The following is a 12,936-nucleotide window of genomic DNA, read 5'->3' on the forward strand; positions in this document are numbered from 1 at the left end:
ACATTATTGACGATCAGCGCACTCTCGCAACGGATGCCGTTACGCGCAAAGCATCTTTACCCGGCTTGCTTTAGACTAAGCGTTTTTCGACGTTTGGCGCCTGCACATTTCAAGCAGATCAATCCCAGCAAAAAGGCATTCTGATGACCGATCTTTCCACCTTCCGCATCACAAAAAAATGGCCGGCCCAGCATCCCGACCGGATCCAGCTGTATTCCCTGCCTACGCCCAATGGCGTCAAAATCTCGATCATGCTGGAAGAAACCGGCCTGCCCTATGAGCCGCATCTGGTCAGTTTCGACACCAATGACCAGACCTCGCCGGAGTTCCTGTCGCTCAATCCCAATAACAAGATTCCGGCGATCCTCGATCCCAATGGTCCGGACGGCAAACCGCTGCCTCTGTTTGAATCCGGCGCGATCCTGATTTACCTGGCGGACAAGAGCGGCCAGTTCATGCCGAAAGACCTGGCCGGCCGCTACCAGACCATCCAATGGCTGATGTTCCAGATGGGCGGTATCGGACCGATGTTCGGCCAGCTTGGTTTTTTCAATAAATTCGCCGGCAAGGATTACGAAGACAAACGCCCGCGCGACCGCTACGTGGCGGAATCGAAACGCTTGCTGGCGGTACTCAACCAACGGCTTGCCGAGCGCAACTGGATCATGGGAGATACCTATACCATCGCTGACATCGCCACCTTCCCGTGGATACGCAACCTGATCGGGTTCTACGAAGCGGGCGAGCTGGTGGGGATTGCGGATTTTCCGCACGTCACACGGGCGCTTGCAGCGTTTGTCGCACGTCCGGCGGTAGCAAAAGGTCTTACGATTCCGAAGCGCGGCTGAGCGCAGCCCGACTGATCGCAGCCCGACTGATTTTCAGGTTGCGCGAAGCAGTGCGTATAATCCGGCGGCTACTCAAAGCGGGGATGGTGCGATAAAATCGGCCATCCCATCACATTTGGACCGCCATGTCATTGCGCCGAAAATTCCTGCAGAAGAGCTTGTTCCTGACCGCCTCCGGGCTCTTTTCCAGCCAGCTGCCATTTACTGCGCCGACGGCTTTCGCAACAGAGACCTCAGCCAGCCCGTCCGGCGCCTCGGCGCCGATGGACCCGCCGCCAGACATCTTTGACGCGCAACTGGTAGACATGGAGTTCTGGCTCAAACCCCGGGTGCTGGAAGTGACGCGTCCGGCCAGCGGCGAACGCGCCAAACTGCTGTATTGGAAAGACGGTGAAATTCAAGAGTCCGCCTATCAGCAGTTATGCCATCTGCTGCGCGACGTCCAAGGCAAGCAAACCGCACCGATAGATCCCAAGCTGCTCGAGACCTTGTGGGGCACCCAGGCTTTTATCGCGCGCTATGGGATTAGCCAGCCGCTGGAAATCCTGTCTGGATTCCGCACCGCAAGCACCAATCGGCACCTGATCGAAACCGGCGTGCCGGCGGCGCGCAAATCATTGCACCTGGAAGGACGCGCGGCTGACATCCGCCTGACGCAGCTGGACGCCGACGTGCTGGGAGGTTTGATACGCAGCTTCCGCCAGGGCGGGGTCGGCTTCTATTATCGGCCGGGAAAAAACGGCGGCTGGATCCATGCCGACACGGGACTGCAGCGCACCTGGAAAGGGTGATTGCCTGCAGCCCGGCGGCGGCACGAAACGATTGATTATCCCGCCGCAGAATATCTACTTCAGATACGCTCGATGATCAGCGCAATGCCTTGGCCGCCGCCAATGCACATGGTGATCAAACCGTAGCGCTTGTTAGTGCGCATCAGCTCATACAGACATTTGACCGCAATGATCGCCCCGCTTGCACCCAGCGGATGACCAAGCGCGATGGCGCCGCCGTTGACGTTGGTCAGCGCCGGATCAAGCCCCAATCCCTTGCAAACGCCCAGCGACTGCGCGGCGAACGCTTCGTTCGATTCGATCACCGCCATGTCGCTGAGGCTAAGACCGGCGCGCTTCAACGCCAGCTGGACCGCCGGAATCGGACCGGTTCCCATGATCGATGGATCAACCCCGGCCACCCCGTAGGAAACCACGCGCGCCAGCGGCTTCAAACCGGCTTGAGCGGCAGCATCAGCGGCCATCAGGACACAGGCAGCCGCACCGTCGTTGATGCCAGACGCATTGCCGGCCGTGACTGTACCGCCTTCTTTTTTGAAAGCCGGCTTGAGCTTCGCCAGCGACTCCATGGTGGCGTCGGCTTTTGGATATTCGTCAGTGTCGAATAGCGTGATGCCTTTACGCGTCTTGATTTCGACCGGCACGATCTGCGACTTGAAGTGACCGGCAGCGATGGCTGCCGTCGCACGTCTCTGGCTTTCCAGCGCGAACGCGTCCTGCTCTTCACGCGAGATGCCGTATTTCTCCGCCACGTTTTCAGCAGTGATGCCCATATGGCCGCCGCCGAAAGGATCCGACAAGGCGCCCACCATCATGTCGATCATCTTGATGTCGCCCATGCGCGCACCCCAGCGTGCAGCTTGGGTTGCGTACATCGAGCGGCTCATGCATTCGACGCCGCCGCCGACTGCGACATCGGTCTCGCCCAGCTGGATAGCGTTGGCTGCAGTGATGATGGCCTGCAAACCCGAGCCGCACAGGCGGTTAAGCGTCAGCGCCGTGGATTCCTTACCCATGCCGGCATTGATGCCGACCACGCGTGACACGTACATGTCGCGCGCCTCGGTGTGGATGACGTTGCCGAATATGATCTGGCCGGCCTGGAGCGGATCGACTCCGGCCCGTGCGAATGCTTCCTTGACCGCGATCGCGCCCAGCTCGCCCGGCGCGAAATCCTTCAATGCGCCGCCATATGTCCCAATCGCCGTACGTGCAGCGCCGACGATAACTACCTCTCTTGTATTAGCCATGCTTATCTCCTCGTTGATATTGATTGATTTGACGGTGTGATCGCATGCCGGCTTGCCGCCGTCTGGGAAGCCAGCAGGTGTAGTGCTTTCATTACTTCAGTAGCGGTATGTTCGGAATGTTCGCGCAATACCTGCGGCAAGCTTGCCGAACCGGTGCTCAGCGCCTGCATGATTTGTTCATGCTCAAGCAGCGATTCCTGCCAGCGCAGGGATTCTGCATTGGCGACGCCGCGTGCGCGGTGGATTTTTGCCATCAGGTTTGCATAGATCGACGACAGCACCGGATTGCGGGCGGCGTCCACGATCATTTGATGGATTTCCTGGTTCAGCCGGAAATAGGCGGTGCGCTTACCGTTAGCATGCTGCACCAGCATGGCCTGATGCTTGCGTTCAATCGCGCTAAGCGCATCTTCATCGATGCCTATGCATAGCTGCCGGCCGGCCAATTCTTCCAATCCATGCAGCACGTCAAAAATCGCGCCGATTTCGTCGATGTCGATTTCGGAGATGTGGTAACCGAGATGCTGGCGATGCTTGATCAAGCCTTCCGCCACCAGCACCTTCAGCGCCTCGCGCAGCGGCGTTTTTGAAATCTCGAAATATTCGCACAACTCTTTTTCCATGATGCGGCTGGCGGGCGCGAGCTCGCCCTCCTGGATCATTTCCCGCAGCCGGTCGGCAATCTCGCTTGAAAGCCCGCTACGACGCACGCCCCGGCCATTGACGGGACTGGTCTTCACTTTTGCGGTTGTTTCGGGGGCGGTCAACATGGCGGTTACATCACATCTGGACTGATTTCGATAAAAAATCTTAACACATATCAATTAAACTTTTAAATATCACTATAAATCAATAACTTACATGACTTGTAATTACAGATTAAGTATTATATGCTTACGTCAGCACGGAAAATACCGTGCCCAACAAACGAGCCAAAAAGAGCCGTTCACCCTGAATGGAGACAAAATGAACACCACGACCAATACAGCAGTGGCAGCAACAGAGGGGAAAACTTCCGTCCGATGGAGAATTTTCTTCACCATGTTGCTACTAATTTCGATTAACTATATCGACCGCGCATCGCTGTCAGTCGCCATGCCGCTGATCGCAAAAGAGTTCGATCTCGGTCCGGCCATGCAAGGCTTGATCCTGAGTTCCTTCTTCTGGACTTATGCGTTCATGCAAATCCCCGGCGGCATGCTGGCCGATCGTTTCAAACCGCGTATCGTGATCGCCATCGCCACTATCTTCTGGGGCGCATTCCAGGCACTTGCCGCGATCTGCACCAATTCCACCGCATTGTTATTGACACGCCTCGGCCTGGGTGCGGCAGAAGCGCCGATCTATCCGGCCGGCGGCAAGCTGAATGCGATCTGGATGACGCAAAACGAACGCGGCCGCGGCGCCACCCTGCTGGATGGCGGCGCACCGCTCGGTGCAGCGTTGGGCGCGATCATCATCACCGGGCTGATTACGACGCTGGGCTCATGGCGCATCGCATTCGCCGTGGCCGGCGTGGGTACAGTAATGGCCGGCATGTGGTCCTGGTATTACATCCGCAACAATCCGCGCGACCACAGCGGTGTCAATGACGCCGAGGCCAGCTATATCGAAGAAGCGCAAGCCAGCGAGTTCAAGAAAGAACCGGCTAACCTGAGCGGCCGTTCCGTTGATTTTTTCAAACACCGTTCAGTGTTGTTCATGTTCTTCGGCTGGATGTGTTTCAACTCGGTGTTCTACGGCTTGCTGACCTGGATGCCGAACTATCTGAATAAAGTGCATGGCTTCGATATCAAGCAAATGGGCGGCGCCAGCTTCATCATTTTCTTCTCCGGATTTGTCGGCGAACTGGTTGGCGGCTACATTGCCGACAAATGGAAAACGGCCGGCGGCTCACCAAATAAAGTGATGCGCACGCTGTTTGGCATTGCCGCCGTGATTGCCACGCTCTCGATCTTCTCGGTGGCTTACATCAAAGACGCGACAACCGTCGTGGTGATGTTATCCGTTACCTTGTTTTTCATCCGCTGGTGCGGCCTCTACTGGTGCATTCCATCCATCCTCGGCACCCGCGACAAGGTGGGCTTCCTCGGCGGCCTGATGAACCTGGGCGGCAATATCGGCGGCATCTGCGTACCGATTATCGTCGGCACCATTGTCCAGATCACCGGCTCCTATTTCCTGGCGCTGATGTTCTTTGCAGCGGCTGGCGTCGGCCTGTTCATCTGCTCGACCAGCATCGATTACGAGAAAAAAATCCCGATCTGATTTCCGTCCGATGCGGAGCATCAAATCAAAATCACTATCTTTAATTTATTATTTACGGAGCAACACAAATGACAAAGCGCACTCTCTTGGGCATGCTGACCCCATCTTCCAATACTTCGCTGGAACCGATCACCAGCGCCATGGTCAGCGGACTGCCTGGCGTTTCCGCCCATTTCTCCCGTTTCACCGTGACTGAAATATCGCTGCGCGACCAGGCGCTGGGACAATTCGACGACAGCAAGATCATCGAGGCCGCCAAGCTGCTGGCCGACGCCAAGGTCGACGTCATCGGCTGGAACGGCACCTCGTCCGGCTGGCTCGGCTTCGAAGCCGACGAACGCTTATGCCAGCGCATTACTGAAGCGACCGGCATTCCGGCCACTACCTCGGTGCTGGCGCTAAATGAAATCCTGGAAAAAACCAATGCCAGGGATTTCGGCCTGGTGACGCCTTATCTCGACAATGTGATGGAAAAGATCATCGAGAATTATGGCCGTTCTGGTTTCAACTGCATCGCGGAACGTCACCTGAACCTGCATGTGAATTTTTCCTTCTCGGAAGTCACTGAAGAGCAGATTCGCAGCATGGTGCGTGAGGTTGCCCGCAAGGACCCGAAAGCGATTTCGACCTTCTGCACCAATCTGAAAGCAGCGCATCTGGTGCCGGAACTGGAAGCGGAAACCGGCCTACCGATCTACGACACCATTTCCACCGTGGTCTGGAAGTCGTTGCGTATCGCCGGTTACGACACCACCAAGCTGACCGGCTGGGGCCGTTTGTTCCAAGAAGTTGTGTAAGTAACTTTAGATTAGCGGAGAAAACCATCATGACAACAGCGTTCGACCTGGTCATTCGCAATGCCGATGTGGCGACCGCGTCTGACCGATTTCAATGCGATATCGGCATTCGCGACGGCAAGATCGAGGCACTCGGCAAGAATTTACCGGCCGGCGCTGAAGAAATTGATGCAACCGGATTATTGGTCTTGCCGGGGGGCGTGGATGCCCATTGCCACCTGGATCAGCCAATGCCGGACGGCATGCGCATGGCGGATGATTTCTTTACCGGAACCCGGTCCGCTGCCTGCGGCGGAACCACCACGGTGATTCCGTTTGCGGCGCAAAGCAAAGGCGGTTCGCTGTATGCCGCGGTCGAGGATTATCATCGGCGCGCAGCCGGCAAGGCGGCAATCGATTACGCCTTTCACCTGATCGTAGCCGATCCGACTCCGAAGGTATTGCAGGAAGAACTGCCGGACCTGATCCGGCAGGGTTATACCTCGTTCAAGATCTACATGACGTACGACGATCTGAAACTCAACGACCGCGAAATACTGGAAGTGCTGTCGGTGGCACGCGAGCATAAGGCGCTGGTGATGATCCATGCTGAGAATTCCGATTGCATCGGCTGGCTGACCGACCGCCTGAGCGATGCCGGCCACAGCGCGCCGAAGTATCACGCCGTGTCCCGGCCGATGGCGGTGGAGCGGGAAGCTACGCACCGCGCCATCACGTTCTCGGAACTGGTCGATGTGCCGATCCTGATCGTGCACGTATCGGGACGCGAAGCAATCGAACAGATCCGCTGGGCGCATGGCCGCGGCTTGCGCATCTATGCCGAGACCTGCCCGCAATATCTGTTCCTCACTGAACATGATCTTGGCGGCGAAGGCTATCACGGCGCCAAGTGCGTCTGCAGCCCGCCGCCACGCGACCATGAAAATCAAAAAGCAGTATGGGACGGTTTGACCAACGGCGCCTTCAGCATCTTCTCGTCCGATCATGCGCCGTTCCGTTATGACGACGCCGAAGGCAAGAAGCTGGGCGGCAAGGAACAGCCATTCCAATATATTCCGAACGGCATCCCCGGCCTGGAAACCCGCCTGCCGCTGCTGTTCTCCGGCGGTGTAATGGAAGGGCGGCTCGACGTGCATCAGTTTGTCGCCTTGACTGCAACCAATCCGGCCAAGATGTACGGACTGTATCCACGCAAGGGGTCGATCATGGTCGGCGCGGATGCTGACATCGTATTGTGGGACGCCAAGCGTCAAATGGTGATCAACAACGCCATGCTGCACCACGAGGTCGATTACACGCCGTACGAAGGCAAGACGGTGCAAGGCTGGCCGGTGCTGACGCTGTCGCACGGCAAAGTGGTCAGTGAGAATCAGGCCTTCACCGGCACGGCTGGCGCCGGGCAGTTCCTGCCTTGCGGTATGCCGTCGATTTAAGACACATGCCCATGCAGCGTGTCGCGCTGCGCTGAGTCGGCCGCGACATTTTAGAAAAAGGGAAAGCCAGTGAAATTAATACGCTACGGCCCCAAAGGCCATGAAAAGCCGGCACTGATCGATGCTGACAACCTGCTCCGCGATTTGTCGGGCCAGCTATCAGACATTAATGCGCAAACATTGTCGCCTGCCCAGCTTGCCCGCCTGGCAGCGCTGGATATCCGGCCCCTCCCGATCGTTGCAAACCCGGGCCGCATTGCCCCACCCTACAACGGCATCGGCAAATTCATTTGCGTCGGGTTGAACTACGCCGACCATGCGGCCGAATCCGGTCTTACCGCACCGGCCGAGCCGGTGTTGTTCATGAAGCCAACCAGCGCCGTAATCGGCTGCAACGATCCGGTGGTGCTGCCGCAGGGATCGCTAAAAAGCGATTGGGAGGTGGAACTGGGCGTGATCATCGGTACCACGGCGCGTTATGTGTCTGAAGCCGATGCGCTCAAGCATGTGGCGGGGTATTGCGTGGTCAACGACATCTCCGAGCGTGAATACCAGCTCGAACGCGGCGGCCAGTGGGATAAAGGCAAGGGCTGCGACACCTTCGGTCCGATCGGACCCTGGCTGGTGACAGCGGACGAGGTGCCCGACCCGCAGAACCTGGACCTATGGCTGGAGATCAACGGCCGCCGCTTTCAAAACGGCAGCACGCGCAACATGCTGTTCAGCGTCGCCCATCTGGTCAGCTATATCAGCCGCTTCATGACGCTCTACCCGGGAGACATCATCAGCACCGGCACCCCGGCCGGCGTGGGACTTGCCCAGAAACCCGGCCCGATCTACCTCAAGCCTGGCGACCGGATGCGCCTGGGCATTGCCGGCCTGGGTGAGCAGCAGCAATCGGTGCATGCATGGAGTCCGGAATTGATTGACGGTTGATTGCGTTACTTGGCTGCAGCCTGTGCTACGCCGTGCCAGGCGAAATACAGGGCAATGAAAAAACCCGCTAAATCAGTGACTTAGCGGGTCTTGTTTACAGAATTAACTAGCTGGGTGCTAGAACGGAATATCGTCATCCATATCCGAGAAATTCGGCGCTGGCCGTGAAGCCGGCGCCTGGCGGGCCGGGGCCGCCGGGGCGCTGGTGTTTTGCTGGCGAGCCGGTGGCGCGCTGTTGTAGCCACCGCCATCGTCCATAGGCGCGCTGCCGCCCGCACCTTGACGGCTGCCGAGCATCTGCATGGTGTCCGCGATGATTTCGGTGGTGAAGCGTTCGGCGCCATCCTTATCTTGCCATTTGCGCGTTTGCAGACGGCCTTCGACGTAGATCTGCGAACCTTTTTTCAGGTACTGGCCGGCGATCTCCGCCAGCTTGCGATAGAAGGTGATGCGGTGCCACTCGGTTAATTCTTTTTTCTCGCCGCTATTCTTGTCTTTCCAGCTTTCCGTGGTGGCAACGGCGATGTTGGTGACCGCTTCGCCGTTCGGCATGTAGCGTGTTTCCGGGTCGCGGCCGAGATTGCCGACGATAATGACTTTATTGACCGATGCCATGTAATGCTCTCCTAAATGCTCATATCTTGAAAATGCGTTGAAAATTACGCCTGATGCGTTGTGCCCGGGACCCTGGCGCTGGCTGTCTGATGTTGCTTAATGGTTGCCTAACGAAACTTGCCGCGCGCCATGCACTACGCTGCCGCGGCCGTGGTCGATGAAGCGCCCCGGCGCGGCAAATTTTTCATGCTGGATGCGATTATAAGCCAGCACAGGGCCGCTGCCCCTCCTAATATAAAAACCGAGGGGGCGCCGACGTGCTGTTTAAGCAATCCGCCTAGGGCGCCGCCGCAGAACAAACCCAGGGCTTGCATGGTGTTGTACACGCCCAGCGCGGCGCCTTTGGCCGCCGGCGGCGCGATGCGCGACACCAGCGACGGCTGGCTGGCTTCCAGCACGTTGAAAGCAATGAAGAACCCTAGCAACAACACGACCAGCCATTGCCAATGAATAGTTGCCATGGAGAATGTCAACAGCAATCCGAGTTGCACTATAAACAACAAAGTCACGGCGGCCAGCATCACTTGTTTCATCTTGCCTTGCTTCTCGCCGACAAATACCGGCGGCAGCATCAATACAAAAGAAGCCAGCACCACCGGCAGATAGATTTTCCAGTGCGACTCGAGCGGCAGGCCGGCGTATTTGACCAGCGCCGCCGGCATCACCACGAACATCGCCATTTGCGTCATGTGCAAGGCGAACACGCCATAGTTCAAGCGCATCAGTTCGCCGTTACGCAGGATTTCCGACCACGCCACACGCTTGGCCTTGATCAGCGGCGCCGAAGGCACCAGCCACACCACCACCGCAATCGCCGCCAGCGACAAGATACCGGTCATGGCAAAGATGCCGCCCATGCCGACCCATTCATACAGCAATGGTGAAATGATCAGCGACAAGGCAAACGTCAAACCGATGGAACCGCCAACCATGGCCATGGCCTTGGTGCGGTGTTCTTCCCTTGTGGAATCGGCGATGAAAGCAGTCACCGCAGCCGAAATCGCGCCGGAACCTTGTATCGCGCGGCCGATGATGACCCAGTAGATATTGTCGGCAGCGGCGGCAATGAAAGAGCCCAGTGCAAACAGGATCAGTCCGATGACGATGATCTTCTTGCGGCCGTATTTATCGGAAGCCACGCCGAACGGAATTTGTCCGAACGATTGCGCCAGGCCGTAAATCCCCATGGCGAGTCCGACCAGGGTGGCGCTGTCGCCGCCGGCCAGGGTTTTAGCGTGCACCGCAAATACCGGCAAAATCAAAAACAGGCCGAGCATGCGCAATGCAAAGATCGAAGCCAGGGCGCCGCTGGCTTTGACTTCGGCGCGGCTCATGCCGCTGCCTGCGTCATTATCGGGAGAGGAGGACGAATTATTCATATTGGGCAACCGGATGGGAACGTTAAGGCTGTACGACGGCGCAGATCGAAACCCATCATAGTATCAGGGAATGAAATGGCTGTGACCCGCACGGATATTGGACATACCCAAAATTTGCCGGAGACCGATGCGAAATGCCTTGATTTATTTGCGCTCCATCGCGGTTTGTCATCCAACGGCCATCAGACGCTTTCCCTTGGAAATTTCACAGCCTGTTTTTTTATTTTCAGTGACTTTTTGCCATCGCCAGCATCATCAAACAGTCAGTTTTCCTCAAAGTAGTTTACAGTTTCTTTGCCCATATATAGTATACCCCCCTATATTATCTACTGAGACGGTCATGGGACATACGATCAAAGACAAGCAAAAACTCTTGAACCGGGTGCGCCGCATTCGCGGCCAGGTCGATGCCATCGAACGCGCGTTGGAAGATGAGAAGGGTTGCATGGATGTACTCCAGCAAATTACCAGCTGTCGCGGCGCCATGAACGGCTTGCTGGCGGTTGTTCTGGAAGATCACATACGCACCCACCTGGTGGATGCAGACCCGGACAGCCATGAAGGGCACGGCGACGCCAGGGAGCAATTGATTGATGTCGTCAACAGCTATTTCAAGTGAGTCCGGCGAGCATGCAGTGACTGCGCAGTGAGCGGCCCCTTGCCGTTTTTTGCATGCCTGCGCCGACTCGAAGCAATCTACAAAAACATATAAGGCTGTCCCATGACTGAATTTGCAACTCTGCTGCAGCAGGGCGCGTCCAATGCCTGGCTGTTCATTCCCAGCGCGATCTTGCTGGGCGCATTACATGGCCTCGAACCTGGTCACTCCAAGACCATGATGGCGGCCTTCATCGTCGCGATACGCGGCACGATGACGCAAGCCATCCTGCTCGGACTATCGGCGACTATCTCCCACACCGCTGTCGTGTGGGCCGTCGCATTGATAGGATTATACTTTGGCCGGCAATGGAATGCCGAGGCTAGCGAACCGTACTTTCAAGTGGCGTCCGCGGTACTGATTATCGGTGTCGCAGCATGGATGATATGGCGGACCTGGCGGCACCAGCAGCTCGCCGGGCACAGCCATGATCACGCTCACAATCACAACCATCAGCACGATGAAACCAAGCGGATCGACACCGGTCACGGCATAGTGCGATTGGAAATATTCGAGGATGGCATCCCGCCGCGCTTCCGGCTGTACAGCGACAACAAGCATGGCCACACCTGGGGTGCGGATCAGGTGAGGATAACGACGGAGCGGGCTGACGGCGGCACGCAGTCATTCACCTTCGGACAACGCGACGGCTTTGTCGAATCGGAGCAAGTGATTCCCGAACCCCACGAATTCGTGGCGCGCCTGCGCCTGGGACATGAACAGCATGGCCACGACTATGACGTGGAGTACGTAGAACACGCCGGCCACGATCGCCACGTCATCAAGGATTATGAAAGGCTGGATGTATCGGCGCCGGGTTATCAAGACCCGCACGAGTTAGCGCACGCCAACGACATCCGCCACCGCTTCGCCAATCGTGAGGTGACAACCGGGCAGATCATCATGTTCGGCTTGACCGGCGGCCTGATTCCCTGCCCTGCCTCGATCACCGTATTGCTGTTGTGCCTGCAACTGAAAAAGATCGCCCTTGGGGCGACATTGGTTCTGTGTTTCAGTATCGGCCTGGCATTGACGATGGTGCTGTCCGGTGCTTTAGCCGCCTTGAGCGTAAAACACGTGTCCAAACGCTGGAGTGGATTCGGTGAATTTGCACGCAAAGCGCCATATTTTTCCGGCGCGCTGATCCTGCTGGTTGGCTTCTATGTTGCTTATCAAGGCTTGCACGCCTTGCTATGAATGCCTTTTTTGTGGGTATCGCGAACAACAAATTTCACATTTTTTAACAGCTGTAACGTGTGCAATTTAGATGTAATTTATTGCATCATTAATCGTTTTCGAAATAAAAACGGATATAGTTTGTAACACCAAATAACTGTGGGAAATAGATATGAAACGCATACTCTGCGCAGCAGCGCTTGTAGCAGCCAGCGCCACCGCCTTTATGCCAACCTCGGCTATGGCGCAAATAGGTGTAAACATCACGATTGGAACACCGCCGCCTCCGCCAAGATACGAAATTGTGCCGCCGCCGCGGGTTGGCTACATCTGGGCGCCAGGATACTGGAATTGGGACGGCGGCCGCCATGTTTGGGCTGGCGGACATTGGGAAAGAGCGCGCAGCGGGTATCTGTACGACCGGCCGGAATGGTTTCAAGGAAGTAACGGATGGGAACTGCGTCGCGGCGGCTGGCGCCAGGGCGGCGACCGCCATGAAAATTATCGTGACGAGCGTCGCGATGATGACCGGCGTGACGACGACAGAGGCCGCTATCATTGCCCGCCAGGACAAGCCAAAAAAGGTAATTGCTGAAGTATGGCTGCGCCAGCCTGATCCGATCTATCCATCGGATCAGGCTTGGATTCATGCGTTCCAGATTCATTCGCTCCCCTCTCATCCCTTCACTCCGCCAGCGCGCCCCATTCACGCGTGATCGCCGGAGCAAACTCTAAAATCCCGACCCTGATATAGTGCTAGGTTGATCCGTTTGATATGGCATTTG

General features: G+C 57.0%; 14 protein-coding genes. 10 read left to right on the top strand and 4 right to left on the bottom strand.

The window, feature by feature from the left end:
• Positions 1 to 143 precede the first annotated feature (143 nt).
• Positions 144 to 848 carry a glutathione S-transferase N-terminal domain-containing protein gene (locus tag BLV81_RS11895; RefSeq protein ID WP_092356155.1) on the top strand — a complete coding sequence of 235 codons (705 nt, stop codon included), beginning with the start codon at positions 144 to 146 and terminating at the stop codon, positions 846 to 848.
• Positions 849 to 973: 125 nt separating this feature from the next.
• The gene (locus BLV81_RS11900; protein WP_092356157.1) at positions 974 to 1,639 is read left to right on the top strand and encodes a YcbK family protein; all 666 of its coding nucleotides are present in this window, start codon (positions 974 to 976) and stop codon (positions 1,637 to 1,639) included.
• 59 nt (positions 1,640 to 1,698) lie between these two features.
• On the opposite strand, the gene BLV81_RS11905 is transcribed toward BLV81_RS11900, so the two are convergent.
• Both BLV81_RS11905 and BLV81_RS11910 read right to left on the bottom strand, forming a co-directional pair.
• Positions 1,699 to 2,889 carry an acetyl-CoA C-acyltransferase family protein gene (locus BLV81_RS11905; RefSeq protein ID WP_092356160.1) on the bottom strand — a complete coding sequence of 397 codons (1,191 nt, stop codon included), beginning with the start codon at positions 2,887 to 2,889 and terminating at the stop codon, positions 1,699 to 1,701.
• A gap of 2 nt (positions 2,890 to 2,891) precedes the next feature.
• The gene (locus BLV81_RS11910; protein WP_092356163.1) at positions 2,892 to 3,659 is read right to left on the bottom strand and encodes a GntR family transcriptional regulator; all 768 of its coding nucleotides are present in this window, start codon (positions 3,657 to 3,659) and stop codon (positions 2,892 to 2,894) included.
• A gap of 196 nt (positions 3,660 to 3,855) precedes the next feature.
• On the opposite strand from BLV81_RS11910, the gene BLV81_RS11915 reads away from it, so the two are divergent.
• From BLV81_RS11915 to BLV81_RS11930, 4 genes are all read left to right on the top strand, one after another.
• Positions 3,856 to 5,157: an MFS transporter gene (locus BLV81_RS11915; protein WP_092356166.1), complete on the top strand. Its 1,302-nt coding sequence runs from the start codon at positions 3,856 to 3,858 to the stop codon at positions 5,155 to 5,157.
• A gap of 68 nt (positions 5,158 to 5,225) precedes the next feature.
• On the top strand, positions 5,226 to 5,954 hold the full coding sequence (locus BLV81_RS11920; RefSeq protein WP_092356169.1) for a maleate cis-trans isomerase family protein: 729 nt from the start codon (positions 5,226 to 5,228) through the stop codon (positions 5,952 to 5,954).
• A 29-nt stretch (positions 5,955 to 5,983) separates the two neighbouring features.
• Entirely contained in the window at positions 5,984 to 7,387 is a 1,404-nt protein-coding gene (hydA, locus tag BLV81_RS11925) for a dihydropyrimidinase (RefSeq protein ID WP_092356172.1), read from the top strand.
• 69 nt (positions 7,388 to 7,456) lie between these two features.
• A complete protein-coding gene (locus BLV81_RS11930) occupies positions 7,457 to 8,323 on the top strand; it encodes a fumarylacetoacetate hydrolase family protein (protein WP_092356175.1) in 867 nt (288 codons plus the stop codon).
• A 117-nt stretch (positions 8,324 to 8,440) separates the two neighbouring features.
• Here the strand turns inward: BLV81_RS11930 and ssb are convergent, their stop codons facing one another.
• Complete coding sequence (gene ssb, locus BLV81_RS11935) at positions 8,441 to 8,938, bottom strand: single-stranded DNA-binding protein (protein ID WP_092356178.1); 498 nt, start codon at positions 8,936 to 8,938, stop codon at positions 8,441 to 8,443.
• A 134-nt stretch (positions 8,939 to 9,072) separates the two neighbouring features.
• Positions 9,073 to 10,317: an MFS transporter gene (locus BLV81_RS11940; protein ID WP_369823864.1), complete on the bottom strand. Its 1,245-nt coding sequence runs from the start codon at positions 10,315 to 10,317 to the stop codon at positions 9,073 to 9,075.
• Positions 10,318 to 10,657: 340 nt separating this feature from the next.
• Between BLV81_RS11940 and BLV81_RS11945 the strand changes: the two genes are divergently transcribed.
• The 4 genes from BLV81_RS11945 to BLV81_RS23935 all read left to right on the top strand — a co-directional run bounded on the left by BLV81_RS11945 (position 10,658) and on the right by BLV81_RS23935 (position 12,867).
• Positions 10,658 to 10,936: a metal/formaldehyde-sensitive transcriptional repressor gene (locus BLV81_RS11945; protein ID WP_092356185.1), complete on the top strand. Its 279-nt coding sequence runs from the start codon at positions 10,658 to 10,660 to the stop codon at positions 10,934 to 10,936.
• Positions 10,937 to 11,038: 102 nt separating this feature from the next.
• Positions 11,039 to 12,172: a nickel/cobalt efflux protein RcnA gene (locus BLV81_RS11950; protein ID WP_092356188.1), complete on the top strand. Its 1,134-nt coding sequence runs from the start codon at positions 11,039 to 11,041 to the stop codon at positions 12,170 to 12,172.
• A gap of 220 nt (positions 12,173 to 12,392) precedes the next feature.
• Positions 12,393 to 12,746 carry a YXWGXW repeat-containing protein gene (locus BLV81_RS11955; protein ID WP_369823869.1) on the top strand — a complete coding sequence of 118 codons (354 nt, stop codon included), beginning with the start codon at positions 12,393 to 12,395 and terminating at the stop codon, positions 12,744 to 12,746.
• Entirely contained in the window at positions 12,646 to 12,867 is a 222-nt protein-coding gene (locus BLV81_RS23935) for a hypothetical protein (RefSeq protein ID WP_176992821.1), read from the top strand. Before BLV81_RS11955 ends, BLV81_RS23935 begins: the two co-directional genes overlap by 101 nt.
• Positions 12,868 to 12,936 lie beyond the last annotated feature (69 nt).

Source organism: Collimonas sp. OK242 (genome assembly GCF_900107095.1).
Taxonomy (GTDB): domain Bacteria; phylum Pseudomonadota; class Gammaproteobacteria; order Burkholderiales; family Burkholderiaceae_D; genus Collimonas.

What these genes read in the sequence shown, in the direction of transcription:
- BLV81_RS23935 (WP_176992821.1), top strand. Translation starts at nt 12,646, where the DNA reads ATGAAAATTATCGTGACGAGCGTCGCGATGATGACCGGCGTGACGACG.
- BLV81_RS11910 (WP_092356163.1), bottom strand. Translation starts at nt 3,659, where the DNA reads ATGTTGACCGCCCCCGAAACAACCGCAAAAGTGAAGACCAGTCCCGTC.
- BLV81_RS11905 (WP_092356160.1), bottom strand. Translation starts at nt 2,889, where the DNA reads ATGGCTAATACAAGAGAGGTAGTTATCGTCGGCGCTGCACGTACGGCG.
- BLV81_RS11945 (WP_092356185.1), top strand. Translation starts at nt 10,658, where the DNA reads ATGGGACATACGATCAAAGACAAGCAAAAACTCTTGAACCGGGTGCGC.
- BLV81_RS11895 (WP_092356155.1), top strand. Translation starts at nt 144, where the DNA reads ATGACCGATCTTTCCACCTTCCGCATCACAAAAAAATGGCCGGCCCAG.
- BLV81_RS11915 (WP_092356166.1), top strand. Translation starts at nt 3,856, where the DNA reads ATGAACACCACGACCAATACAGCAGTGGCAGCAACAGAGGGGAAAACT.
- BLV81_RS11920 (WP_092356169.1), top strand. Translation starts at nt 5,226, where the DNA reads ATGACAAAGCGCACTCTCTTGGGCATGCTGACCCCATCTTCCAATACT.
- ssb (WP_092356178.1), bottom strand. Translation starts at nt 8,938, where the DNA reads ATGGCATCGGTCAATAAAGTCATTATCGTCGGCAATCTCGGCCGCGAC.
- BLV81_RS11950 (WP_092356188.1), top strand. Translation starts at nt 11,039, where the DNA reads ATGACTGAATTTGCAACTCTGCTGCAGCAGGGCGCGTCCAATGCCTGG.
- BLV81_RS11940 (WP_369823864.1), bottom strand. Translation starts at nt 10,317, where the DNA reads ATGAATAATTCGTCCTCCTCTCCCGATAATGACGCAGGCAGCGGCATG.
- BLV81_RS11900 (WP_092356157.1), top strand. Translation starts at nt 974, where the DNA reads ATGTCATTGCGCCGAAAATTCCTGCAGAAGAGCTTGTTCCTGACCGCC.
- hydA (WP_092356172.1), top strand. Translation starts at nt 5,984, where the DNA reads ATGACAACAGCGTTCGACCTGGTCATTCGCAATGCCGATGTGGCGACC.
- BLV81_RS11955 (WP_369823869.1), top strand. Translation starts at nt 12,393, where the DNA reads ATGGCGCAAATAGGTGTAAACATCACGATTGGAACACCGCCGCCTCCG.